Origin of the sequence: Serratia sp. CY55921, from assembly GCF_052167655.1 — a bacterium.
In the GTDB taxonomy this organism is placed as follows: Bacteria; Pseudomonadota; Gammaproteobacteria; order Enterobacterales; family Enterobacteriaceae; genus Serratia; species Serratia ureilytica.
Genome location: NZ_JBJNMU010000001.1, coordinates 986,041 through 1,007,642, shown reverse-complemented (window position 1 = coordinate 1,007,642; position 21,602 = coordinate 986,041). Strand labels below are relative to the sequence as shown.

Here is a 21,602-nt window from a genome sequence, read left to right as displayed (position 1 = left end):
CGCCCTACTTGGGTGGCATCTTCTCTCCCGCCACGTAACGCCCGAATGCCTTGTTCAGGCCTTTACGGAACAGCGGTTCCAGCACCAGCGCCAGCACGAAGCGCACCGGTTTGCGGCCGACGGTCTTCAACAGCCAGCCGGCGGCGCCCGCCGGGCCATAGTTCAATAACGCTATGATGATGACTTTAGCCAATGTCTTCAACATTGCCGCCGCTCCTGATTTAAATCCACCCGTTCTGGTGGCGTTCGCGACATCAATTTTATTCATGACAATGCCCTCCGGCACAAGACGATTAAGATGACCTTCAACGGGATGACGGCGGCGAAGATACCCGGCCTGCGCAGGCCGGGTATCGCAAGAAGAGTTACAGCTTGCGGAAGCGGCTCTGAACGCCGAAGGTGTCGGACGTCACGTAACGCTCGACCTGACGCAGCTGCTGTTCGCCGCTGCCCAGCTCATATTCCAGCTGATCGAGTAGCTGGCGCGGCGTCTTCTGATGCTCGCCCTCGAAACGGCTGGCCGGCGCTTCGTCCAACACGAACACCAGCGCGATATAGGCCACCAGCGTGAAGAAAAACAGCCCAAAGAACAGCGACAGCACCACCATCACGCGGATCAGGCGCACCGGCACGTCGAAATAGTGAGCCAGACCGGCGCAGACGCCTTTTACCATGCCTTCTTCGGGTACGCGATAAAGCTTTTTACTGCCCAGCGTCATGCTCATCAGGACTGTCTCCAGTTCGGGTGTTCCGCATCGAGGATCTCTTCCAGCGCCTGAATGCGTTCACGCATGCGTTTGGCGTCTTCCGCCAGCTGCGCCAGGCGCTGCATTTCTTGCTGACTCAGCTGGATGCCGGTCTGTTGCCGATTGCTGTAATGCAGCCAAAGCCAAATCGGCGCGACAAACAGCACGAAAATTGTCAGCGGAATGGCAAGTAATAAAGCACTCATTGTTATTCCTTCTTATCGGATCCTGGATAGGCGGCCACCTCCGGCGTGTGGCCGCGGTTCGCCTTACTCGGAGCGGTTCATCTTGGCTTTCAGCGCCGCCAGTTGCTCACTGATGGCGTCATCGGCTTTCAGCTCGGCAAACTCCTGGTCCAGCGACTTCTTTTTACCGATGCCGATGCTTTCCGCTTCGGCTTCCATATGGTCGATGCGACGTTCGAACTGTTCGAAACGCGCCATCGCCTCATCCAGCTTGCCGCTGTCGAGCTGACGGCGCACCTCGCGCGAGGAAGATGCGGCCTGATGGCGCAGCGCCAGCGCCTGCTGCCGCGCGCGGGTTTCGGTCAGCTTGTTTTCCAGCTCACCGATTTCGCTCTTCATGCGCGCCAGCGTTTCTTCTACGGTCGCCACTTCCTGCGTCAGCGTGGCGATCAGGTCGGCAACCTTTTGTTTTTCGATCAGCGCCGCGCGGGCCAAGTCTTCTTTATCTTTGCGCAGCGCCAGCTCGGCTTTTTCCTGCCAGTCGCTTACCTGGCTTTCACCCTGCTCGATGCGACGCAGCAACTGCTTTTTCTCCGCCAGCGCGCGCGCCGACGTAGAACGGACTTCAACCAGCGTGTCTTCCATCTCTTGGATCATCAACCGCACCAGCTTCTGCGGATCTTCCGCCTTGTCCAGCAGGGTGTTGATGTTGGCGTTCACGATGTCGGCAAAACGAGAAAAAATACCCATAATTCACTTCCTCTTGGTTCTGATGGCGTCTGAGGCGCCGCGTTAAGTCGTACAGCTTGCCCAAAGAGATATTCAAAACCCGTGCCAACTTTTATCTAATTGAAAAACAACAACTCTTTATTTTTGACTCTCTGCGCGCTTGCTGTAGAGTGATTATTTTCACCAAACATTGGCGAATTTCATCATGAACGAACAGCCAGAGAATTTGTTGGGCGAAGCAAACGCCTTTGTCGAAGTATTGGAGCAAGTCTCCCAGGTGGCAAAGCTGAACAAACCGGTGCTGGTGATCGGCGAGCGCGGCACCGGTAAAGAGCTGATCGCCCATCGTCTGCACTACCTCTCCAACCGTTGGCAAGGGCCGTTCATCTCGCTCAATTGTGCGGCGCTGAATGAAAACCTGCTGGATTCCGAGCTGTTCGGCCACGAGGCCGGCGCCTTTACCGGTGCGCAGAAACGTCATCTGGGCCGCTTCGAGCGCGCCGACGGCGGCACGCTGTTCCTCGATGAGCTGGCGACTGCGCCAATGCTGGTGCAGGAGAAATTGCTGCGGGTGATCGAATACGGCCAACTGGAACGCGTGGGCGGCAGCCAGCCGCTGCGGGTAGATGTGCGCCTGGTGTGCGCCACCAACGACGATCTGCCGGCGCTGGCGGCGGCGGGCAAGTTCCGCGCCGATCTGCTGGATCGGCTGGCGTTCGACGTGGTGCAGCTGCCGCCGCTGCGCCAACGCCGGCCCGACATCATGCTGCTGGCCGAGCACTTCGCCATTCAAATGTGCCGCGAGCTGGCGCTGCCGCTGTTTCCCGGCTTTACCGAACGCGCCAGGCAGACGTTGCTCAACTACGGCTGGCCGGGCAACGTGCGCGAACTGAAAAACGTGGTGGAACGTTCGGTCTATCGTCACGGCGACAGCGACAACCCGCTGGATGAGATCGTCATCAACCCGTTTGCGCCACGCGAGGCCACGCCGCTTACGCCTGCCCCTGAAGGCGCCGGCGCGTTGCCGGCGCTGCCGCTCGAGCTGAAAAACTGGCAGTTGGAGCAAGAGAAGGCGCTGATCGAAGCAGCGCTGCAGCAAGGGCGATTCAACCAGCGCAAGGCGGCGCAGCTGCTGGGGCTCACTTACCACCAGTTGCGCGGCATGCTGAAAAAGCATGCGCTGCTGCAAAACGGCGAGCAAGACGAGGATTAGCAACGCGGGGATTGGGTGCCGGTCTTTCCCGGCCGTCAGCTATTAGCCCCAGGTTGAGAGATGTGGCCTGAGAACGGCCGCCTGGAGAGGCCGGCCTTTCTCGACGGTCACGTCTATCTGCGGATAGCCCGCCGATGAATCACCTTCTTGTAAGATCACAGCGGTATTTTTCCTGCCCGATAAATGACGCCGAGCGACAACGCGACGCAGACCAGAAAGGCATAGCGCAAACCGACAGTTTCGGATAAGAACCCGATTAACGGCGGCCCGATCAGCGTCCCCAGAAAACCGATGGTCAGCACTGCCGCGATGGCGGCGCTTGGCGCCATGGAAGAAGACCTTGCGGCCGCCCCCGCAACCAGCGGAATAATGGCGCAAATGCCAAGCCCAACCAGGAAAAAACCGATTATCGACGTCACCAAACCCGGTAACCAGGTCGTTAGCGTCATGCCGGTGAATGCCAGCATCCCGCCCCATTGCAACGTTCTTCTCACTCCGATCCGATCCACGAACCGGTTCAGCATGAGCCGGCCGATCGTCATGGCCGCCATAAATACCGTAAAACCCAGGCCGATGTATTTTCGATCGACCGAGACGACGTCCTGAAAATAAACGACGCTCCAGTCATACATAATGCCCTCACAAGCCATCGAGCAGAAAACGATCAGGCCATAGTTGAACAGCGAGCGGTCCGGGATGGCGAAAGCGCGCCCGGTCTGTTCCAGTTCCGGTTTGTCGAACAATGCCCGCCGACACAGCAAGGCGGACATCAGAGCCACCGCCGCTATGCCCGCAAAGTGCAGCGGCAAGGCGACATCCCGACCGATCATTAACGCCCCGATCCCTGCGCCGACGAACCCCGCCACGCCCCATATACCGTGAAAGAACGGCAGCCTCGTTTTACCGCTGACCGCCTCGGCGATACTGGCCTGCATGTTGTTCGAGACATTGACCGCGCTGTAAGCGAACCCGCATAAAAACAGCAGCACCGCCAGTTGCAGGACCGTCGCGGCGAAGGGCACCAGAAGCAAAAGCGTGGCGTTGAACAGAATAGCCGCGACGCCGACCACCCTGCTGCCGAGTTTGGCGATCGCCCATCCCGATATCGGCAGCGACACGACCACGCCGGCCGACATGGCGAACAGGACGGTGCCGAATACGCCGTCAGACAACGCAAGCCCTCCCTTGATCGTCGCCATCCTTGAACTCAAACTGCCGAAACACAGCCCCAGCATGAAAAACATGCTGGATATCGCCAGATTTTTTTCTTTCATCATCGACATCATGGGCTCCCCCTTATCCGATTAGCGGCCTGGTCAGGCGAAGGCATCAATGCCGGTCAGCGATGCCGAAAACGCCCACAGACGCTGCGCCTGTTCCGGGTCGATGGCGTATTCCTTCACGCCGACCAGCGCCTGACTGTCGTGGGCGGCGATGCCGGCAATATCGCCATCCTCGCAGTAGAGGCCCCCTAATCCCTGCAACTGCGGTGAGGTGGCGGCCCAGACCTGCGTAGCAGCCCCCTGCTGAGGCGTTTTAAGGGCATCGGGATCGGCCGGATTGCCCTCTTCGTCCATCCAGCCCAGGGCTATCATCTCTGCTCTCGATATGTGCCGCTGCAGCGGCGTGGCGATGCTACCCGGATGCAGGCTAAATGCGCGGATCCCCCGCGAGCGGCCCAGAAGATCCAACCAGACGGCGAACAGGGCATTCGCCGTCTTCGACTGACCATACGCCAGCCACTTGTCGTAACCGCGTTCGAACTGCACATCTTCCCAGCGGATCGCCGAATGGTGATGCCCGGCGGAGGAGACGGTGACCACCCGCCCGCCATCGGCAATGGTCGGCCACAGCAAATTAGTCAGCGCATAGTGGCCGAGATGGTTGGTGGCGAACTGCCTTTCCCAACCGTTCCCCACCCGCGCCTCCGGGCATGCCATCACCCCGGCGTTATTGATGACGATATCCGCCCGTAGGCTCGATGCGGTAAAGTCTGCAGCGAAACGACGCACGCTGTTCAAATCGGCGAGATCGAGTTCGGCGATCTCGACGCCGGCGCTCAGCCCTAACACCGCTTTGGCTGCCGCCGGTGCCCGGCAAGCGACGATAACCCGTGCGCCGGCGTCGGCCAGCGCCAGCGTCGTCTCCAGACCGAGGCCTGAATGGCCACCGGTGACGATGGCCAGCGTGCCTGACAGATCCTGGCTCGCGAGCACCTCGCCGGCGGTCGTTTTGGGCCCGAATCCTGACTTGATGGGGGTTTGTTGGGTAATCACAGGCATTCTCCTCACGGTTAACAGTGGCCGGCCAAACGCAGCCGGCGCGTCGATGAGAAGGAGTATGAAATTCCGTCACGGGACTGTGAATGCATGAAACCCCGAACTTCTGTCGAGATCGTCCAGGTTACGCGGCGAAAAAGAAAAAAGTGGAGCATGGCGGCTCGCCAGGCGAGGTTTCCGGTCTGAAACAGGCAAAAAAAAGCCAGCACCCGAGCTGGCTTAAAAAACACTGGAAGCAATGTGAGCAATGTCGTGCCTTCCACATCAGAGCCGCAAACTGTGGCCTTCCGTGAACTGCCAGGCGATGATAATAGTTATCAGTATCGTCTGTAAAGCACTTTGTTGAGAATTTTTCTCATTACCACACGAAGATTGCGCAATTACCACTCAGGGAACGGGTCTGCCATCTCCAGCCAATAGTCCACGCCGGCGGCCATTTCGTCGTCGCTCAGCAGGCAGTCGTCCAGCAGACGCACGATCGCCGCCTGTTGCAAGTGCTGGCCGATAAACACCAGCTCCTGGCGCATGTCGCCGAACGGCTCCACCCATTTCTCCTGAATATGCGCCCGCGTTTGCGGATCTTGCGGCCAATTGTCTTGCGGGATCGCGCGCCAAAAGGTGCCCGCCAGGCCGTAATGGGCGATGCCGCCGGCCTGGCTCCACTGCCCGGCCTGCCGCGGCCGCGTCGCCAGCCAGAAGAAGCCTTTCGAACGCAGCAGCTTGCCGCCGCCCCAGTCGCCGTTGATCACGCGGTAGAACTTGTCCGGCGCAAACGGCCGCCGCGCCTGATAGACAAAGCTGCTGATGCCGTAGCTTTCCGTCTCCGGCACGTGTTCGCCGCGCAGCTCTTTCAGCCAGCCGGGCGCCTGCTGCGCCTTTTCAAAACTGAAGCTGCCGGTATTCAGCACCGCCTCCAGCGGCAGTTTGCCCGGCGCGATCGGCACAATGCGGGCGTCGGGATTCAGGCTGGCCAGCAGCGCCATCACTTCACCCTGCTGCGTTGGCGTCAACAGATCGGTCTTGCTGACCAGGATCACGTCGCAAAATTCAATTTGCTCAATCAACAGGTCCGCCACGCTGCGCAGATCGTCCTCGCCCAGGCTTTGGCCGGCCTCCTGCAGGCTTTGCGCCTGCTGGTATTGCCGGATGAAATTCACCCCGTCGACCACCGTCACCAGCGTATCCAGCCGGGCGAACTGCGACAGGCTTTCCCCTTGTTCATCCTCAAAGGTAAAGGTTTCCGCCACCGGCAGCGGTTCGGAGATGCCGCTCGATTCGATCAACAGATAATCGAAGCGCCCGTCCTGCGCCAGCTCGCGCACCGACACCAGCAGGTCTTCGCGCAGCGTGCAACAGATGCAGCCGTTGCTCATCTCCACCAGCTTCTCCTGCTGGCGATCGAGGCGCACTTCATTCTCCACCAGCGCAGCGTCGATATTCACCTCGCTCATGTCGTTGACGATCACCGCCACGCGCATGCCCTGCCGGTTGTTCAGGATGTGGTTCAGCACCGTAGTCTTGCCGGCGCCGAGAAAGCCGGAAAGCACGGTCACGGGAAGTTGTTTCATGGGGACCTCATTAAAATTCATTGCGTAATGCCTGGTAACCGCGCACCAGTTCGACGTTGGTGGCGGCCACTTCTTCCGAAAACTGCAGCGCGCCGCGATCGACCTGGCGATAGCGCGACAGGTCGCTGTCCGGCCCCACGCGCTCGGTCGAGGGGATATAGCGGTTTTCCGGCAGCGTCACGCCGTCCACCACCGCGTTGTAGCGCACCACGCAGCCGGACTGAACGTGGCAGTTGAACAGCACGCTGTTGAAGCCGATAAACACCCGATCGTCGATGCGGCACGGGCCGTGCACGATGGCGCGGTGGGCGATCGAGCTGTAACGGCCAATAGTCACCGCCGCCCCGCTCTTGGAATGGATCACCACGCCGTCCTGAATATTGGAGTGCGAGCCGATGACGATCGGCTCCATGTCGCCGACGGCGTTCAACTCATCGGCGCGAATTACCGCATAAGGGCCGACGTAAACGAAATCTTCAACGATCACCCGGCCGCAAATAATGGCGGTGGGATCGATGTAGGCCAGCGGCGAGACCTGCGGCAGATGGCCGCTGGGATTTTTACGCAGCATGGTGTTCTCCCCGCCAGCTCAGCTCCGCCACCGCATTGTGGGCATGCAGGCTCTCCTGATGCTCGACGCGCAGCGAAAAAGCGCGGTAGTCGCACTGGCTGCGCAGCATGCGATACAGACGGCGCGCCGCGTCCTCGCAAAACATCAGGTTCTGACCGTTGGCCAATGCGAAGGCCTGTTCGTCGCGGCGTTTCACCAGCGTTTGCACCGGCGTGCCCAGCGCGTGTTCGATGCGATCAATCAGTTTCACCGGCTCAAACGCCCGTTCATTCTCGGGCGTCACGGTGATCCAGGCCCAGCTGCGCTGGCTGTGGGGGGTGGCCGGCATCCCTTGCTCCAGCAGCCACTCGCTCACCTGCCGTTGGCTGACCCGCTCCGCCGCCTGTTCAAAATCAAACTGGAACTGTTGCTGCGCCAACTGACGGCTGAGCGCCGCCGAACTCGGGCAGGTGGAGGAATAAGGCACGCCGACGGTCAGCGCCAGCGTCAGCGTATCCGTCAGAGTGGCCTCGATGCGCAGCGGATAGGCTTTCCAGCCGCGCTGCGGCGACAGCAGCGCCGGGCGTGACAGCAACAGCTCGCCACTGATCGACAAGCTGGCGCGATCGCTGTGTTCCGGCTGCGAAGCCAAAAAGGCCTGCAGCGTTCGGCCGATGCGCTGCGGCGTCAGCTCGCCCTGCGTCAACTCGTCCAGCGCCAGATACAGCCGCGACATGTGAATGCCGCGCTCGCCCGCCGCTTCGGCGCGCAGGTTGATACCGGCGTCGACCTTCGCCATCAATGGCTTGCCGGCCAGCTCCAGCGGCAGCGCGATCCCTTGCATCCCGACCCAATCGAGCCCGACATCACTCATTTCGCCGCGCCATGCCTGAGCATCCGGCAGCGAACGGCGTGGTGGAAGTGCAACTTCGTTCATACATCCCCTTGCGTTATTGTGACTTTGCCGGGGAACGGTAACATGATTTTGTTATATTATAACATAACATGGAAAACTTTTTTCTTGCCGCTGAACGGGCTGATCAATCAAATCGCAGAAAACTCAGCGATTTTGCTCAATGGATTGGGCTGCTGGTCAGAGTGCGATACACTAACGCTATTGCTGATTAACCCATGAGCCTCTATGCGTGGTTTACCCTTTTGGATACTGTCGTTGTGCCTGACGGGCTCTGCCCTGGCCGCGACAACACCGCCCGCGCCCAGCGCGGCGCCGCTGCCGGACATTCGCCAGAGCGGCTTTGTTTATTGCGTCAGCGGCATACTGAATACCTTCAACCCGCAAATGGCCAGCAGCGGCCTGACGGTGGATACCCTGGCCGCCCAGCTGTACGATCGCCTGCTGGACGTCGACCCCTACACCTATCGCCTGATCCCCGAGCTGGCGCAGAGCTGGGAGGTGCTGGACAACGGCGCCACCTACCGCTTCCATCTGCGCAAGGACGTGCCGTTTCAGACCACCGCCTGGTTCACGCCCACCCGCAAGATGAACGCCGACGACGTGGTATTCAGCTTCGCCCGCGTATTCGATCAGAAACACCCGTATCACGACGTGAACGGCGGCGAATACCCCTATTTCGACAGCCTGCAGTTCGGCGATTCGGTGCAGAGCGTGAGAAAGCTCGACGACTATACGGTGGAGATTCGCCTGCAGTCGCCGGACGCCTCGTTCCTGTGGCACCTGGCGACCCACTACGCGCCGGTGCTGTCCGCCGAGTACGCCGATCTGCTGACGCGTGAGGGCCATCAGGAGCTGATCGACCGCGAGCCGGTCGGCAGCGGCCCGTTCCTGCTCAACGAATACCGCTCGGGGCAATATATTCGCCTGGCGCGCAACGCCGCCTACTGGAAAGGGCTGCCGCGCATGCCGCAGGTGGTGATCGATCTGGGCGCCGGCGGTACCGGCCGCCTCTCCAAACTGCTGACCGGCGAATGCGACGTGCTGGCTTATCCGGCGGCCAGCCAGCTGTCTATCCTGCGCGACGATCCGCGCCTGCGCCTGACGCTGCGTCCGGGGATGAACATCGCCTATCTGGCGTTCAACACCCGCAAACCGCCGCTCGACAACCTCAATGTGCGCCAGGCGATCTCGCTGGCGATCAACAACCAGCGGTTGATGCAGTCTATCTATTACGGCACGGCGGAAACCGCCGCCTCGATCTTGCCGCGCGCCTCCTGGGCCTATGACAACGACGCGCACGTCACCGAGTACGATCCGGCCAAATCTCGCGAGATGCTGCGGCAGGCCGGCGTCGGCCAGCTGAACCTGAAGCTGTGGGTGCCGACCGCCTCCCAGTCTTACAACCCGAGCCCGCTGAAAACCGCCGAGCTGATCCAGGCCGACCTCGGCCAGGTGGGCATCAACGTCACCATCGTGCCGGTGGAGGGCCGCTTCCAGGAAGCGCGCCTGATGGAGATGAACCACGATCTGACCCTGACCGGCTGGGCCACCGACAGCAACGATCCGGACAGCTTCTTCCGGCCGCTGCTGAGCTGCGCGGCAATCCGTTCGCAAACCAACTATGCTCACTGGTGTGACCCGAGCTTCGACGAAGTGCTGCAGAACGCGCTGCTGTCGCAGCAGCTGTCTCAGCGCATCGACAACTACCGCAAGGCGCAGAAAATCCTCGAGCAGCAATTGCCGGTGCTGCCGCTGGCGTCTTCCCTGCGCCTGCAGGCCTATCGTTACGACATCAAGGGATTGGTGCTGAGCCCGTTCGGCAACGCCTCGTTCGCCGGGGTGTACCGTGAATCCGCGCCGGAGGTGAAAAAGTGATTATCTTTACCCTGCGCCGCATTCTGCTGCTGCTGATCACGCTGTTCTTCCTGACGCTGGTCAGCTTCAGTCTGAGCTATTTCACGCCGCGCGCGCCGCTGAACGGCGCCGCCCTGCTGGACGCCTATCAATTCTACTTCGTCAGCCTGCTGCACTGGGACTTCGGCGTCTCCAGCATCAACGGCCAGGCGATCAGCGAACAGCTGCGCGAAGTGTTCCCGGCCACCATGGAACTGTGCCTGCTGGCCTTCGCCCTGGCGCTGTTTATCGGCATTCCGCTGGGCATCATCGCCGGCGTGCTGCGCGGCAAGTGGCAGGACACCGCCATCAGCACCTTCGCGCTGCTGGGCTTTTCGATGCCGGTGTTCTGGCTGGCGCTGCTGCTGATGCTGTTCTTCTCGCTGCATCTCGGCTGGCTGCCGGTTTCCGGCCGCTTCGATCTGCTGTATCAGGTGAAGCCCATCACCGGTTTCGCGCTGATCGACGCCTGGCTGTCGGACTCGCCGTATCGCGCCGAGATGATCGGCAGCGCCCTGCGTCACATGATCCTGCCGATCGCCGCGCTGGCGGTGGCGCCCACCACCGAAGTGGTGCGGCTGATGCGCATCAGCACCGACGACGTGCTGAGCCAAAACTACATCAAGGCCGCCGCCACCCGCGGCCTGTCGCGCTTCACCATCATTCGTCGCCACGTGTTGCACAACGCGCTGCCGCCGATCGTGCCAAAACTGGGGCTGCAGTTCTCCACCATGCTCACGCTGGCGATGATCACCGAAGTGGTGTTCAGCTGGCCGGGCCTCGGCCGGTGGCTGATCAACGCCATTCGCCAACAGGACTATGCGGCGATCTCCGCCGGCGTGATGGTGGTCGGCACGCTGGTGATCACCATTAACGTTCTGGCCGACATTCTGGGTGCGGCAACCAACCCGCTGAAACATAAGGAATGGTATGCCCTTCGATAACGTATACCGCGAGAAAAAGATGCCGAGCCCGCTGCGCTACACCTGGCGGATTTTCTACGGCGACGCGCTGGCGATGATCGGTTTTTACGGCGTGATCGCCCTGTTGCTGTTGTCGCTGTTCGGTAGCCTGTTGGCGCCCTACGCGCTGGATCAGCAGTTCCTCGGCTATCAACTGCTGCCGCCGTCCTGGTCGCGCTACGGCAACGTGTCGTTCTTCCTCGGCACCGACGATCTCGGGCGCGACATCCTCAGCCGCCTGTTGACCGGCACCGCCGCCACCTTCGGTTCCGCGCTGGCGGTGACGCTGGCCGCGGCGTTCTGCGGCGTGATCCTCGGCGTGTTCGCCGGCGTCACCCACGGGCTACGCTCGGCGGTGCTCAACCACATCCTCGATACCCTGCTGTCGATTCCGTCGCTGCTGCTGGCGATCGTGGTGGTGGCGTTTATCGGCCCCAAACTTGAACACGCCATGCTGGCGGTGTGGCTCGCCTTGTTGCCGCGCATGGTGCGCACCATCTACAGCGCGGTGCACGACGAACTGGAGAAAGAGTACGTGGTGGCGGCCCGGCTTGACGGCGCTTCCACGCTGCAGATCCTGTGGTACGCGGTCATGCCGAACATCGCGGCGGTGCTGGTGACCGAGTTCACCCGCGCGCTGTCGATGGCCATTTTGGACATCGCCGCGCTCGGCTTCCTCGATCTCGGCGCGCAATTGCCTTCGCCGGAATGGGGAGCGATGCTCGGCGATTCGCTCGAGCTGGTGTACGTCGCGCCCTGGACGGTGATGCTGCCCGGCGCGGCCATTCTCGTCAGCGTGCTGCTGGTTAACCTGTTAGGCGACGGTATGCGCCGCGCAATCAATGCCGGGGTGGAATAATGCCGTTACTCGATATCCGCAATTTGACGATTGAATTTATGACCGCCGAAGGGCCGGTCAAGGCGGTCGATCGCGTCAGCATGACGCTGACCGAGGGCGAAGTGCGCGGGCTGGTGGGCGAATCGGGCTCCGGCAAGAGCCTGATCGCCAAGGCCATCTGCGGCGTAACCAAAGACAACTGGCGCGTTACCGCCGATCGCTTTCGTTTCGACGACATCGATCTGCTGCAGCTGAGCCCGCGCGAGCGGCGCAAGCTGGTGGGCCACAACGTCTCAATGATCTTCCAGGAGCCGCAGTCCTGTCTCGATCCTTCCGAGAGCATCGGCCGCCAGCTTGCGCAGGCCATCCCAGGCTGGACCTATAAGGGCCACTGGTGGCAGCGCTTCAACTGGCGCAAACGCCGCGCCATCGAATTGCTGCACCGCGTCGGCATCAAGGATCATGACGACATCATGGGCAGCTTCCCGTACGAGCTGACGGAAGGCGAGTGCCAGAAAGTGATGATCGCCATCGCGCTGGCCAACCAACCGCGCCTGCTGATCGCCGATGAGCCGACCAACGCCATGGAACCGACCACGCAGGCGCAGATTTTCCGTCTGTTGGCGCGCCTCAACCAGAACAACAACACCACCATTCTGCTGATCAGCCACGACCTACAGATGATGAGCAAGTGGGCCGATCGGGTGAACGTGCTGTACTGCGGGCAAACGGTGGAGAGCGCCCAGTGCGAAGAGTTGCTGGCGGCGCCGCACCACCCTTACACCCAGGCGCTGATCCGCGCTATGCCGGACTTCGGCCGCTCGCTGCCGCACAAAAGCCGGTTGAATACGCTGCCGGGCGCCATTCCTTCGCTGGAACACCTGCCGATCGGCTGTCGCCTGGGGCCGCGCTGTCCTTACGCGCAGAAGAAGTGCATCGAAACGCCGCGCCTGCGCCCGGTCAAAAACCACTTCTTCGCCTGCCACTTCCCGCTGAACATGGAGGAGCAATAACATGGAAACGCTGTTGGAAGTGCGCAACCTGAGCAAAACCTACCGCTACCGCACCGGGCTGTTTCGCCGCCAGCACGTCGAGGCGGTGAAATCGGTCAGCTTTACCCTGCGCGAAGGCCAGACGCTGGCGGTGATCGGCGAGAACGGCTCCGGCAAATCCACGCTGGCGAAGATGCTCTCCGGCATGGTGGAACCCACCGCCGGCGAGCTGCTGATCGACGATCATCCGCTAGCGTTCGGCGATTATCGTTACCGCAGCCAGCGTATTCGCATGATTTTTCAGGATCCGAGCACCTCGCTCAACCCGCGCCAGCGCATCGGCCAGCTGCTGGATGCGCCGCTGCGGCTGAACACCGATCTTGAGCCCGCCGAGCGCGAGCAGCGCATCAACCAAACGCTGCGCCAGGTCGGCATGCTGCCGGATCACGCCTACTACTATCCGCACATGCTGGCTTCCGGGCAAAAACAGCGCGTCGCGCTGGCCCGCGCACTGATCCTGCAACCGAAGGTGATCGTCGCCGATGAGGCGCTGGCGTCGCTGGACATGTCGATGCGCTCGCAAATCATCAATCTGATGCTGGAGCTGCAGGAAAAACACGGCATTTCCTATATTTATGTCACCCAGCACCTCGGCATGATGAAACATATCAGCGACCAGGTGCTGGTGATGCACGAAGGGGAAATCGTCGAACGCGGCAGCACCGCGGAGGTGTTGGCGGCGCCGCTGCACGAATTGACCAAACGCCTTATCGCCAGCCACTTCGGCGAAGCGTTGACCGCCGATGCCTGGCGGCGCGACGGCGGCCGCTTCTGAGTCACGCCTTCACGTCAAACCCGCTGCGGCGGGTTTTTTATCGCCTTGCGCGCCTGCCGCTTAGCAAGAAAGCGCACATGCAAATTACATTCTTGTTATATATCCTTATATTTTATTCCTTTCAGTTATTGATTAGTCCGTAACATTATTTTATCTCGCCAGGGCGATCGGTGAGGATATCCCCTACGTTGCACTTCTCATACGACAGGATATCGCACTGATGAACAGCATTCGCCATCGCCGCCTTACGCAGTTTCTGCTCACGCTGGCAGCCGGTTTTTCTGTTTACGGCCACGCCCTCTGCTGTGATGAGCTGCGCTAAAACCGCCTTTCGCCCCGCCTGCGGGCATGTTGCCTCTTTGTCCAGCCGACGCTGCCGCGCGCAGCGGCGGCTGTTGATCATGATTAAGGATTGACCTATGGAACGACTCCGTCGACAACATAATGCCCAGTGGTATCACGAAACCCAAAGCAGCGTGCGGGGCGATGCGCCGCTGGAACCCCAGGCGGCCACCCTTCGCGATCGCTTTCTGCTGGGGCTGGGCGCCTTCGCCGATGAAGCCTTAAACAATGCGCTCAGCGCTCGCGCCGGGGTGTTCAGCGCCTCGTTGGCCGGTTACCACGCGCTGTTTCCCGACCAGGTGCCGCTGTCACGATACGTGACATTGTCACCCTACGATCGCCTCAGCACCGCGTTGACCGTCGCTCAGGTGACGGGCGTGCAATCGCTTTGTAGCCACTACGCCGCCCGCCTCGCCCCGCTGCACAGCCCGGACGCCTCCCGGGAAAGCAATATCCGCCTTGCTCAGATCACCCAATATGCCCGCCAGCTTGCCAGCCAGCCCACGCTGATTTGCCGCAAGGCGCTGCAACAACTCGCCGACGTCGGGCTGAGCCCGGCGGATATTGTCACCTTTTCGCAGGTGATCGGTTTTGTCAGCTATCAAGCGCGCGTGGTCGCCGGCGTCGCGGCGTTGGCCGGCCGCCCGGCGGTGGTAGTGCCCGGCTTTCCTAACGTCGAAGACGCCGATGGCATCGCTTTCAGCGCCGACGAACTGAATTGGTCTGCCCGCCTGCCACCGATAGACGCGGAAACCGCCGCCGCCGAACAGCTTGATGTGTTGGATCAAAGTCACCCGCAGGCGCGCGCCGAATCTTATTATTTGCTGTTAGCCCACGACGCCGCCACCCTGCGCGAGCGCAACGGGGTGTTCAACGGCATCAATGCCGAAGGATATGGGTTATCGAGTCGCCTCAAGGCGCTGGCGACGCTGGCGGTCTCGCGCATCAACGGCAGCCGTTACTGCGCGGCCACCGTCGCGCAAGAATTGCAGGATGAGGGATTGGTTCAGGCGCTGTTCGCCGGGCTGCCTCAGGGGCTGGCGTATACCGAAGATTCGGTAAAACTCGCAGTGATGCGCACCGCCGCCGAGCTGACTCGCGCACCTGAGAAGTTCACCCCGCAGAGCGTGCAGCCGCTGTTCAACAGCGGCCTGGATCAGGCGCAGGCGCTGGAGGTGATCCTCACCGTCGCGCTCTACGCCTGGGAAAACCGCCTGCGCCAAACGCTGGGCGATGCGGAATCTTTCAGCGCTATCGACTGAATACCACTACGCGGCTAATACTGGCCGCAATACATTCTTCCTTCAGATATTTTGCCGCCGCAACCACTCGCTGGCGGCATCGAAAAACTTCTGCGCCAACGGCGTGGCGCGCTCCGACATATCGACCACCACCGCCGCATGACGCGGCATGGCGGCGATGGCCACCGGACGCCGCTGCAATGCCGGCATCAGCGGCGATTGCAGTTGGCCGCGCGGGAACAACCCGCAGCCCAACCCGACGAAAATCCCCTCCAGCAGTTGGAAGATAGAGGTAGTTTCCAGCCGCGGGTGCAGCGTCAATCCAGCGTCACGGAAATGCTGATCGAGATAGCGGCGGAAATAACGCGTCGGCTCGGCCAGACACAGCGGCAAGGCGGCCACCGCCTCCAGCGGCAACGGCGCATCCCCCACCAGCTTAGGGAAATGCTGCGGATGAAACACCAGCTCGACGCCGGTTTCCACCAGCGGCTGCGATTGGAAATGCAGTTCTTTCAAGGTCGACAGCTCGAAAAAGCCGATGCCGATATCTACGGTGTGCGCCGTCAGCGCCTCCAGCAGCTGATCGGCGCTCAGCACCGCCAACCGATAATCAAGATGGGGATAACGTTCGCTGACCGCCTTGAGCATTTCCGCCACCGAGATGCTGCACTGCGGCACCACGCCGAGGCGCAACGTGCCGTGCAAGCCGTGCTTGAGCGACTCCACCTCCAGTTTCAGCCCTTGGTAGACCGAGACGATCTCGCGCGCCCACGCCAACACCCGTTCGCCCTCGGCGGTAAAGCCGCCGAAATGGTTGCCGCGGTTAATCAGCGAAACGCCCAGTTCTTTTTCCAGATTTTTCAATCGCATGGACAGCGTCGGCTGGCTGACGAAGCTGGCTTCCGCCGCCCGGCCGAAGTGGCGCTCCCGTTCTAAATTACACAGATAAATCAGTTGTTTAATATCCATAGCGCGGCTCAATGATCGGCATTCGCACCAGTATACCACCGGGCGCCGTCGCCCGCCCGGTGAGTCAGAGTTTGAGCTTCACGTAATCCGCCAAGCGGGAGAACACCCCGCCCTGCGGCACCGCCCGCAGCGCCACCAGTGGCAGGGTTTTCACCACCTGACCATTGTCGCTGATGCGGATCTCGCCGACGATTTGTCCTTTGTTGATCGGCGCTTCCAGCCGCGCAACGTTGAGCACGTACTGCGCCTTCAGCTTGTCCGCCTCGTTTTTCGGCAGGCTGAGCGACTGGTCCTGCGCGCTGCCGACCGGCAAGCGGTGGCTTTCACCATACCAGATCGGCTCTTCCCCCAGGCTCTGGCCGGCGCTGAACAGGTGTACCGTGCTAAAGTCGCGCAGCCCCCAGCTCAGCAGCTTGCGCGCCTGTTCCTCGCGGCCTTTTGAACTTTTGCCGCCCATCACCACGGCGATCAGACGGCGATCTCCTTCGGTGGCGGAAGCGATGATGTTGAAGCCGGCCGAGGCGGTGTGTCCGGTTTTCAGTCCGTCGACGTGCAGGGTCTTATCCCACAGCAGGCCGTTGCGGTTCTGCTGCGTGATGCCGTTCCAGGTCAGCGATTTCTCGCTGTACATATGGTATTCCGCCGGCTCGCTCATGATGATGGCGCGCGCAATCACCGCCAGATCGCCGGCGGTGGTGAACTGCCCCGGCGCATCCAGCCCGTGTACCGTTTCGAAATGGGTGTTCTGCAGGCCCAGCTGCGCGCTCTTCTCGTTCATCAGCTTGACGAAGTTGGCCTGGCTGCCCGCCACATAGTCCGCCATCGCCACGCAGGCGTCGTTGCCGGAATCGATGATGATGCCGCGGCTGAGATCGCGTACCGTGACCCTGTCACCAGGCTTCAGGAACATCAGCGAGGAGCCTTTGAACACCGGGTTGCCCTGCGCCCAGGCGTCTTTCCCCACTGTGACGACATCGTCGAGGCTAATCTTATGCTCATCGAGCGCATGATCGACCACCAACCCGGTCATCAGTTTGGTCAGGCTGGCCGGATTGCGCCGCTCGTCGGCATTGCCGGCCGCCAGCACCTGGCCGGTGGTGTGATCCATCAATACGTAAGAGGCGGCGTCTATCGCCGGTGGGGTCATGGTGGGAAAATGGGACGCCGTTTCCGCCGCCTGCGCCGCTAAAGGCAGTAAGATACCGCCGATCACCACTGATACTGAACGCTTCACGCTGTGTTCCTCAGGCCCGCAGGCTAAATAAAATGCCAATATAATCCGCGAGATAGACTGCATGAATTCACTTTCAGGCGAAACCATTACTCTTTTGCAGCGGGTGTCTTTATGCAACCATTTGTTTAGGTCAGCGTCCGCCTGCGATAGATATGCTCTATGCCGCCATTGCCCCATTCGATTAGACGCCTGCCTGCCGCGCCCCTAAACTTGTGACATAAATACGCAAGACGCATAAAAAAGCGTTTACTTTTTAGCTACAACCACCTGCGAAGTGTCACCATGAAATTCAAACCGTCAATCAAGCCTTATACCGGCCCAGCGGGCGGCTGGGGTTCGCTTGAAGCCACCACCCGCTTTGTCCTCGACAGTAAACAAACCCTAAAAAACATGCGCAACCTGATGCGCGTCAACAAGGCGCGCGGCTTCGACTGCCCCGGTTGCGCCTGGGGCGACGACAACCACAGCACCTTCAGCTTCTGTGAAAACGGCGCCAAGGCAGTCAGTTGGGAAGCGACGCGCAGCGCCGTCGAGCCAGAGTTCTTCGCCGCGCACAGCGTCAGCACCCTGCAGCAGCAGAGCGACTATTTCCTCGAATATCAGGGGCGCCTCACGCATCCGATGCGCTACAACGCCGAAACCGACCACTATGAGCCTATTCATTGGCCGGACGCGCTGGCGCTGATCGCCAGGCACATCAACGCAACGGACAACCCGAACCAAATCGAGCTGTATACCTCGGGCCGCGCCAGCAACGAAGCGTCGTACCTTTATCAACTGTTCGGCCGCATGCTCGGCACCAGCAATTTCCCCGACTGCTCCAACATGTGTCACGAGGCGAGCGGCGTCGGGCTGAAGCAAAGCATCGGCGTCGGCAAAGGCACCATCCGCATCGATGACTTCGAAAAAGCCGACGCCATCTTCGTGTTCGGTCAAAACCCCGGCACCAACCACCCGCGCATGCTGCACAGCCTGAAAAACGCCGCCCGACGCGGCGCGCGCATCGTCAGTTTCAACACCCTGCGCGAGCGCGGGCTGGAAAGATTCGCCGATCCGCAGGATCCGGTGCAGATGCTGACGCCAAAATCCTCGCCGATCAGCTCCTCCTATTACCAACCGAATCTGGGCGGCGATATGGCGGCGGTGCGCGGCATGGTGAAAGCGCTGCTGGAAACCCACCGCCAGCGTCTGGCCGCCGGTGAACCCGCCCTGTTCGACCTGGCGTTTATCGAACGGCACAGCGTCGGCGTAGAGGCATACCTGGCGCAGGTGGATGCGACCGAGTGGCAGACCATTACCGCGCAGTCGGGCCTGAGCGAGGCGCAATTGCGCCAGGCGGCGGCCACTTACCAGGGCGCCGAGCGGGTGATCTGCACCTGGGCTATGGGCGTGACTCAGCATAAGCACTCGATTGCGACGGTGCGTGAAATCACCAACCTGCAGCTGCTGTTCGGGCAACTGGGCAAACCGGGCGCCGGTCTGTGTCCGGTGCGCGGCCACAGCAACGTCCAGGGCAACCGCACCATGGGAATTGACGAGAAGTCGCCCAAGGCGCTGCTCGACAGCCTGGAACGCCACTTTAACTTCACCGCCAATCGCGCGGTGGGCCACAACACGGTGGAAGCGATCGAAGCGATGTTGCGCGGCGAAGTGAAAGTGCTGATCGCGCTGGGCGGCAATCTGGCCGCCGCGGCGCCGGACACCGAGCGCACCGCCCGCGCCCTGCGCAACTGCGATTTGACGGTACACATCAGCACCAAACTTAACCGCAGCCACCTGGTGACCGGCAAAGACGCGTTGATCCTGCCGACGCTGGGCCGCACCGAATTGGACATGCAGGCCAGCGGCTCGCAGTACATCACGGTCGAAGATTCTTTCAGCATGGTTCACGCTTCGGAAGGCATCGGCAAACCGCTGGCGGATACCCAACGTTCGGAAACGGCGATCGTCTGCGGCATCGCCGACGCGGTGCTGGGCACGCAGCAGCTGGACTGGCTGGAGTTGGCCGACGACTACTCGCTGATCCGCGATCATATCGCCGCCACCATTCCCGGCTTTGAGGATTTCAACCGTCGCTGCGAGCAGCCCGGCGGATTCTACCTGGGCAATGCCGCCGCCGAACTGCGCTTCGCCACGCCGAGCGGCAAGGCGGAATTCAGCGCCGCCGCGCTGCCAGCGACCCTGTTCCCGCAACTGGGCGACGTGCAAGCGCCGTTTACCCTGCAAACGCTGCGCTCGCACGATCAGTACAACACCACCATCTATGGCCTGGATGACCGCTACCGCGGCGTTTACGGCCAGCGCGAAGTGTTGTTCATCCATCCGGAAGATCTGGCGGCGCTGGGCCTGCAGGATGGCGAACGGGTTGAGATAGAGACCCTGTGGAACGATGGCGTGGTGCGTAAAGTGGACGGATTCAAGCTGGTGAGTTACGACATTCCGCGTGGCAACCTGGCGGCCTACTACCCGGAAACCAACCCGCTGGTGCCGCTGGCCAGCTTCGGCGACGGCACCGGCACCCCGACGTCGAAGTCGATCCCGGTGGCGATTCGCCGCAGCGAACAGCAACCCTCGCTGCGCATTGCCTGAAAACGCGCGCCCGGTTTACGCCGGGCGCTTCAATATCGCCAGGATGGTCTGTAATTCGTCGGACAGCTGATGCCGTCGCCAGACGAAGTACAGATCGCTCACGCCCTCCTCGCCCATTTCCACCACCTTCAGCCCCGGAGCGGGCAAAATCTGCGGCAGCAAAGAACCCGGCACGCAGGCGACGCCGCAACCTGCCTGCACGCAGGCCGCCATCGCGGCATAAGACTCCATTTCCAGCGTCATGCGCGGTTTCAGCCCGCGCGAGGCCAGCCAGTGATCCACCTTCAGGCGGAACGAGCATTCTCGGCTGAACGTGTAAAATTCCAGCGCCGCCAGCGTGGCGGCATCGGGCTGCCCGGCATCGGCCGGCATCAGCATCACCAGCCGTTCGTCAAACGCCTTTTGGCTGGCCAGCAACGGATGTTCAATCGGGCCGTCGGTGATCGCCAGATCGAGGGCACTGTCGATCAGCATGCGCTCCAGCACCAATGAATCGCGGCTGAGCACGTTGATCTGCAGATGGGGTTGTAAACGGCGCAGCCGGGCGATGCGCGCCGGCAAATGGCTGACCAGCGAGAAATCCAGCGCCCCAAGGTTCAGCAGCCCACGCTGATGCTCGCCGGCGAACAGCTGCTTACTGCGCTCCGCCTGCGCCACGATGTCGCGCGCCTGTTGGTAGAACAGCCGGCCTTTGGGATTGACGTACAGCCGGTTTTTATCGCGGAAAAACAGCTCGCCGCCCAACGTCTCTTCCAGCTCGCGCAGCCGCAGCGTGACGTTGGAAGGCACGCAGTGCAGCTCACGGGCGGCGGCGGCGATGGTTTTGTGTTCCACCACGGTGCAGAAAAACTTCAGCTGGCTCAGCTTCATCTATCATTCACTTTTAGTTAGTGTTTTAGTTAAAAACAATCACTTTAGATTAGCATCGATTTCACCTACAGTCTGTCGACACCCTGAGGAGGATCACTGATGCCACTGAATGATTTACTGACGCTGCCCGGCGTGGCGGCCCAACCGAACGCGGTAACCGACGGTTACGTGTTCAACCACACCATGATCCGCGTGAAAGACCTGACCAAAGCGCTGGATTTCTACACTCGCGTACTGGGTTTTACCCCGGTCTATCTGGAAGAATTCAAAGAGGCCGCCTTCACCATCTGCTACCTGACGCGCAGCCCGCGCGAGCAGATCCCACAGGATGACGACGAACGCAAACGCTGGGCGCTGAGCCAACCGGGCATTCTCGAGCTGACCCATAACCACGGCACCGAAAATCAGGCGGATTTCCATTACCACAACGGCAACGGCGAGCCGCGCGGCTTTGGCCACCTGTGCGTCACGGTGCCGGACGTGCGCGCCGCCTGCGAGCGTTTTGAGCGCCTGGGCGTCACCTTCCAGAAACGCCTGCATGAAGGCCGCATGAACTACGTCGCGTTCATTCGCGATCCGGACGATTACTGGATTGAAATCCTGCAGCCGACGCCGCTGCAGGACTGATTGCTCCCCTCCTTCACCCCGGCC

Annotated in this window: 23 protein-coding genes; 10 read left to right on the top strand and 13 right to left on the bottom strand. The window is 61.2% G+C overall.

What is annotated here, in order from left to right; all coding sequences use genetic code 11:
- Positions 1 to 4: 4 nt before the first annotated feature.
- The 4 genes from pspD to pspA form a co-directional block, all read right to left on the bottom strand.
- The gene (pspD, locus tag ACJ8M3_RS04830) at positions 5 to 268 is read right to left on the bottom strand and encodes a phage shock protein PspD (protein ID WP_071883554.1); all 264 of its coding nucleotides are present in this window, start codon (positions 266 to 268) and stop codon (positions 5 to 7) included.
- A gap of 97 nt (positions 269 to 365) precedes the next feature.
- Complete coding sequence (pspC, locus tag ACJ8M3_RS04825; protein WP_033643233.1) at positions 366 to 725, bottom strand: envelope stress response membrane protein PspC; 360 nt, start codon at positions 723 to 725, stop codon at positions 366 to 368.
- Positions 725 to 952 carry an envelope stress response membrane protein PspB gene (pspB, locus tag ACJ8M3_RS04820; protein ID WP_004930553.1) on the bottom strand — a complete coding sequence of 76 codons (228 nt, stop codon included), beginning with the start codon at positions 950 to 952 and terminating at the stop codon, positions 725 to 727. Before pspB ends, pspC begins: the two co-directional genes overlap by 1 nt.
- 63 nt (positions 953 to 1,015) lie before the next feature.
- Positions 1,016 to 1,681 (bottom strand): phage shock protein PspA, encoded by a 666-nt coding sequence (gene pspA / locus ACJ8M3_RS04815; RefSeq protein ID WP_046687135.1) that lies wholly within the window; start codon positions 1,679 to 1,681, stop codon positions 1,016 to 1,018.
- Positions 1,682 to 1,865: 184 nt separating this feature from the next.
- On the opposite strand from pspA, the gene pspF reads away from it, so the two are divergent.
- Positions 1,866 to 2,873 (top strand): phage shock protein operon transcriptional activator, encoded by a 1,008-nt coding sequence (pspF, locus tag ACJ8M3_RS04810; RefSeq protein WP_033650277.1) that lies wholly within the window; start codon positions 1,866 to 1,868, stop codon positions 2,871 to 2,873.
- 155 nt (positions 2,874 to 3,028) lie between these two features.
- Here the strand turns inward: pspF and ACJ8M3_RS04805 are convergent, their stop codons facing one another.
- Together ACJ8M3_RS04805 and ACJ8M3_RS04800 are read right to left on the bottom strand one after the other, a co-directional pair.
- Entirely contained in the window at positions 3,029 to 4,159 is a 1,131-nt protein-coding gene (locus ACJ8M3_RS04805) for an MFS transporter (protein WP_060660659.1), read from the bottom strand.
- Positions 4,160 to 4,189: 30 nt separating this feature from the next.
- Positions 4,190 to 5,155, bottom strand: coding sequence for an SDR family NAD(P)-dependent oxidoreductase (locus ACJ8M3_RS04800; protein WP_232094610.1), 966 nt, complete (start codon positions 5,153 to 5,155; stop codon positions 4,190 to 4,192).
- A gap of 83 nt (positions 5,156 to 5,238) precedes the next feature.
- Here ACJ8M3_RS04800 and ACJ8M3_RS04795 point away from each other — a divergent pair, with 83 nt between their 5' ends.
- Positions 5,239 to 5,445 (top strand): hypothetical protein, encoded by a 207-nt coding sequence (locus ACJ8M3_RS04795; protein WP_197788267.1) that lies wholly within the window; start codon positions 5,239 to 5,241, stop codon positions 5,443 to 5,445.
- Positions 5,446 to 5,532: 87 nt separating this feature from the next.
- Here ACJ8M3_RS04795 and zigA read toward each other — a convergent pair whose 3' ends face one another.
- Genes zigA through folE2 form a run of 3 tightly spaced genes read right to left on the bottom strand, consistent with a single transcriptional unit; the run spans position 5,533 to position 8,207 of the window.
- Positions 5,533 to 6,720: a zinc metallochaperone GTPase ZigA gene (gene zigA, locus ACJ8M3_RS04790; protein ID WP_033650275.1), complete on the bottom strand. Its 1,188-nt coding sequence runs from the start codon at positions 6,718 to 6,720 to the stop codon at positions 5,533 to 5,535.
- A 10-nt stretch (positions 6,721 to 6,730) separates the two neighbouring features.
- Positions 6,731 to 7,291: a carbonate dehydratase gene (locus ACJ8M3_RS04785; RefSeq protein WP_033643236.1), complete on the bottom strand. Its 561-nt coding sequence runs from the start codon at positions 7,289 to 7,291 to the stop codon at positions 6,731 to 6,733.
- Positions 7,281 to 8,207 (bottom strand): GTP cyclohydrolase FolE2, encoded by a 927-nt coding sequence (gene folE2, locus ACJ8M3_RS04780; RefSeq protein ID WP_069100756.1) that lies wholly within the window; start codon positions 8,205 to 8,207, stop codon positions 7,281 to 7,283. The genes ACJ8M3_RS04785 and folE2 overlap by 11 nt, the downstream gene beginning before the upstream one ends.
- A 204-nt stretch (positions 8,208 to 8,411) precedes the next feature.
- Here folE2 and sapA point away from each other — a divergent pair, with 204 nt between their 5' ends.
- Genes sapA through sapF form a run of 5 tightly spaced genes read left to right on the top strand, consistent with a single transcriptional unit; the run spans position 8,412 to position 13,706 of the window.
- Positions 8,412 to 10,061, top strand: coding sequence for an ABC transporter substrate-binding protein SapA (gene sapA / locus ACJ8M3_RS04775; protein WP_033643238.1), 1,650 nt, complete (start codon positions 8,412 to 8,414; stop codon positions 10,059 to 10,061).
- Positions 10,058 to 11,023 carry a putrescine export ABC transporter permease SapB gene (sapB, locus tag ACJ8M3_RS04770; protein WP_004930575.1) on the top strand — a complete coding sequence of 322 codons (966 nt, stop codon included), beginning with the start codon at positions 10,058 to 10,060 and terminating at the stop codon, positions 11,021 to 11,023. Before sapA ends, sapB begins: the two co-directional genes overlap by 4 nt.
- Positions 11,010 to 11,900 (top strand): putrescine export ABC transporter permease SapC, encoded by an 891-nt coding sequence (gene sapC, locus ACJ8M3_RS04765; protein WP_004930580.1) that lies wholly within the window; start codon positions 11,010 to 11,012, stop codon positions 11,898 to 11,900. Before sapB ends, sapC begins: the two co-directional genes overlap by 14 nt.
- Positions 11,900 to 12,892: a putrescine export ABC transporter ATP-binding protein SapD gene (sapD, locus tag ACJ8M3_RS04760; protein ID WP_016927551.1), complete on the top strand. Its 993-nt coding sequence runs from the start codon at positions 11,900 to 11,902 to the stop codon at positions 12,890 to 12,892. Before sapC ends, sapD begins: the two co-directional genes overlap by 1 nt.
- A 1-nt stretch (position 12,893) precedes the next feature.
- Complete coding sequence (gene sapF / locus ACJ8M3_RS04755) at positions 12,894 to 13,706, top strand: putrescine export ABC transporter ATP-binding protein SapF (RefSeq protein ID WP_016927550.1); 813 nt, start codon at positions 12,894 to 12,896, stop codon at positions 13,704 to 13,706.
- A gap of 145 nt (positions 13,707 to 13,851) precedes the next feature.
- On the opposite strand, the gene ACJ8M3_RS04750 is transcribed toward sapF, so the two are convergent.
- On the bottom strand, positions 13,852 to 14,109 hold the full coding sequence (locus tag ACJ8M3_RS04750) for a hypothetical protein (protein ID WP_004930590.1): 258 nt from the start codon (positions 14,107 to 14,109) through the stop codon (positions 13,852 to 13,854).
- A 16-nt stretch (positions 14,110 to 14,125) separates the two neighbouring features.
- On the opposite strand from ACJ8M3_RS04750, the gene ACJ8M3_RS04745 reads away from it, so the two are divergent.
- Positions 14,126 to 15,310, top strand: a complete 1,185-nt coding sequence (locus tag ACJ8M3_RS04745) for a CMD domain-containing protein (protein ID WP_033650273.1) — start codon at positions 14,126 to 14,128, stop codon at positions 15,308 to 15,310.
- A 42-nt stretch (positions 15,311 to 15,352) separates the two neighbouring features.
- On the opposite strand, the gene ACJ8M3_RS04740 is transcribed toward ACJ8M3_RS04745, so the two are convergent.
- Both ACJ8M3_RS04740 and dacD read right to left on the bottom strand, forming a co-directional pair.
- Positions 15,353 to 16,258 (bottom strand): LysR family transcriptional regulator, encoded by a 906-nt coding sequence (locus ACJ8M3_RS04740; protein WP_033650272.1) that lies wholly within the window; start codon positions 16,256 to 16,258, stop codon positions 15,353 to 15,355.
- Between the two features lie 64 nt (positions 16,259 to 16,322).
- Positions 16,323 to 17,492, bottom strand: coding sequence for a serine-type D-Ala-D-Ala carboxypeptidase DacD (dacD, locus tag ACJ8M3_RS04735; RefSeq protein WP_096242300.1), 1,170 nt, complete (start codon positions 17,490 to 17,492; stop codon positions 16,323 to 16,325).
- A gap of 282 nt (positions 17,493 to 17,774) precedes the next feature.
- Here dacD and ACJ8M3_RS04730 point away from each other — a divergent pair, with 282 nt between their 5' ends.
- Positions 17,775 to 20,081 (top strand): FdhF/YdeP family oxidoreductase, encoded by a 2,307-nt coding sequence (locus tag ACJ8M3_RS04730; protein ID WP_142075627.1) that lies wholly within the window; start codon positions 17,775 to 17,777, stop codon positions 20,079 to 20,081.
- A 15-nt stretch (positions 20,082 to 20,096) separates the two neighbouring features.
- Here ACJ8M3_RS04730 and ACJ8M3_RS04725 read toward each other — a convergent pair whose 3' ends face one another.
- Positions 20,097 to 20,951, bottom strand: a complete 855-nt coding sequence (locus ACJ8M3_RS04725; protein ID WP_142075628.1) for a LysR family transcriptional regulator — start codon at positions 20,949 to 20,951, stop codon at positions 20,097 to 20,099.
- 99 nt (positions 20,952 to 21,050) lie between these two features.
- On the opposite strand from ACJ8M3_RS04725, the gene gloA reads away from it, so the two are divergent.
- On the top strand, positions 21,051 to 21,578 hold the full coding sequence (gloA, locus tag ACJ8M3_RS04720) for a lactoylglutathione lyase (protein WP_442514611.1): 528 nt from the start codon (positions 21,051 to 21,053) through the stop codon (positions 21,576 to 21,578).
- The last annotated feature ends 24 nt before the right edge of the window (positions 21,579 to 21,602 follow it).

Bases quoted from the DNA above. Each gene is read 5' to 3' on its own strand.
- pspD (WP_071883554.1), bottom strand. From the start codon at position 268: ATGAATAAAATTGATGTCGCGAACGCCACCAGAACGGGTGGATTTAAA.
- pspC (WP_033643233.1), bottom strand. From the start codon at position 725: ATGAGCATGACGCTGGGCAGTAAAAAGCTTTATCGCGTACCCGAAGAA.
- pspB (WP_004930553.1), bottom strand. From the start codon at position 952: ATGAGTGCTTTATTACTTGCCATTCCGCTGACAATTTTCGTGCTGTTT.
- pspA (WP_046687135.1), bottom strand. From the start codon at position 1,681: ATGGGTATTTTTTCTCGTTTTGCCGACATCGTGAACGCCAACATCAAC.
- pspF (WP_033650277.1), top strand. From the start codon at position 1,866: ATGAACGAACAGCCAGAGAATTTGTTGGGCGAAGCAAACGCCTTTGTC.
- ACJ8M3_RS04805 (WP_060660659.1), bottom strand. From the start codon at position 4,159: ATGATGTCGATGATGAAAGAAAAAAATCTGGCGATATCCAGCATGTTT.
- ACJ8M3_RS04800 (WP_232094610.1), bottom strand. From the start codon at position 5,155: ATGCCTGTGATTACCCAACAAACCCCCATCAAGTCAGGATTCGGGCCC.
- ACJ8M3_RS04795 (WP_197788267.1), top strand. From the start codon at position 5,239: ATGCATGAAACCCCGAACTTCTGTCGAGATCGTCCAGGTTACGCGGCG.
- zigA (WP_033650275.1), bottom strand. From the start codon at position 6,720: ATGAAACAACTTCCCGTGACCGTGCTTTCCGGCTTTCTCGGCGCCGGC.
- ACJ8M3_RS04785 (WP_033643236.1), bottom strand. From the start codon at position 7,291: ATGCTGCGTAAAAATCCCAGCGGCCATCTGCCGCAGGTCTCGCCGCTG.
- folE2 (WP_069100756.1), bottom strand. From the start codon at position 8,207: ATGAACGAAGTTGCACTTCCACCACGCCGTTCGCTGCCGGATGCTCAG.
- sapA (WP_033643238.1), top strand. From the start codon at position 8,412: ATGCGTGGTTTACCCTTTTGGATACTGTCGTTGTGCCTGACGGGCTCT.
- sapC (WP_004930580.1), top strand. From the start codon at position 11,010: ATGCCCTTCGATAACGTATACCGCGAGAAAAAGATGCCGAGCCCGCTG.
- sapD (WP_016927551.1), top strand. From the start codon at position 11,900: ATGCCGTTACTCGATATCCGCAATTTGACGATTGAATTTATGACCGCC.
- sapF (WP_016927550.1), top strand. From the start codon at position 12,894: ATGGAAACGCTGTTGGAAGTGCGCAACCTGAGCAAAACCTACCGCTAC.
- ACJ8M3_RS04750 (WP_004930590.1), bottom strand. From the start codon at position 14,109: ATGATCAACAGCCGCCGCTGCGCGCGGCAGCGTCGGCTGGACAAAGAG.
- ACJ8M3_RS04745 (WP_033650273.1), top strand. From the start codon at position 14,126: ATGGAACGACTCCGTCGACAACATAATGCCCAGTGGTATCACGAAACC.
- ACJ8M3_RS04740 (WP_033650272.1), bottom strand. From the start codon at position 16,258: ATGGATATTAAACAACTGATTTATCTGTGTAATTTAGAACGGGAGCGC.
- ACJ8M3_RS04730 (WP_142075627.1), top strand. From the start codon at position 17,775: ATGAAATTCAAACCGTCAATCAAGCCTTATACCGGCCCAGCGGGCGGC.
- ACJ8M3_RS04725 (WP_142075628.1), bottom strand. From the start codon at position 20,951: ATGAAGCTGAGCCAGCTGAAGTTTTTCTGCACCGTGGTGGAACACAAA.
- gloA (WP_442514611.1), top strand. From the start codon at position 21,051: ATGCCACTGAATGATTTACTGACGCTGCCCGGCGTGGCGGCCCAACCG.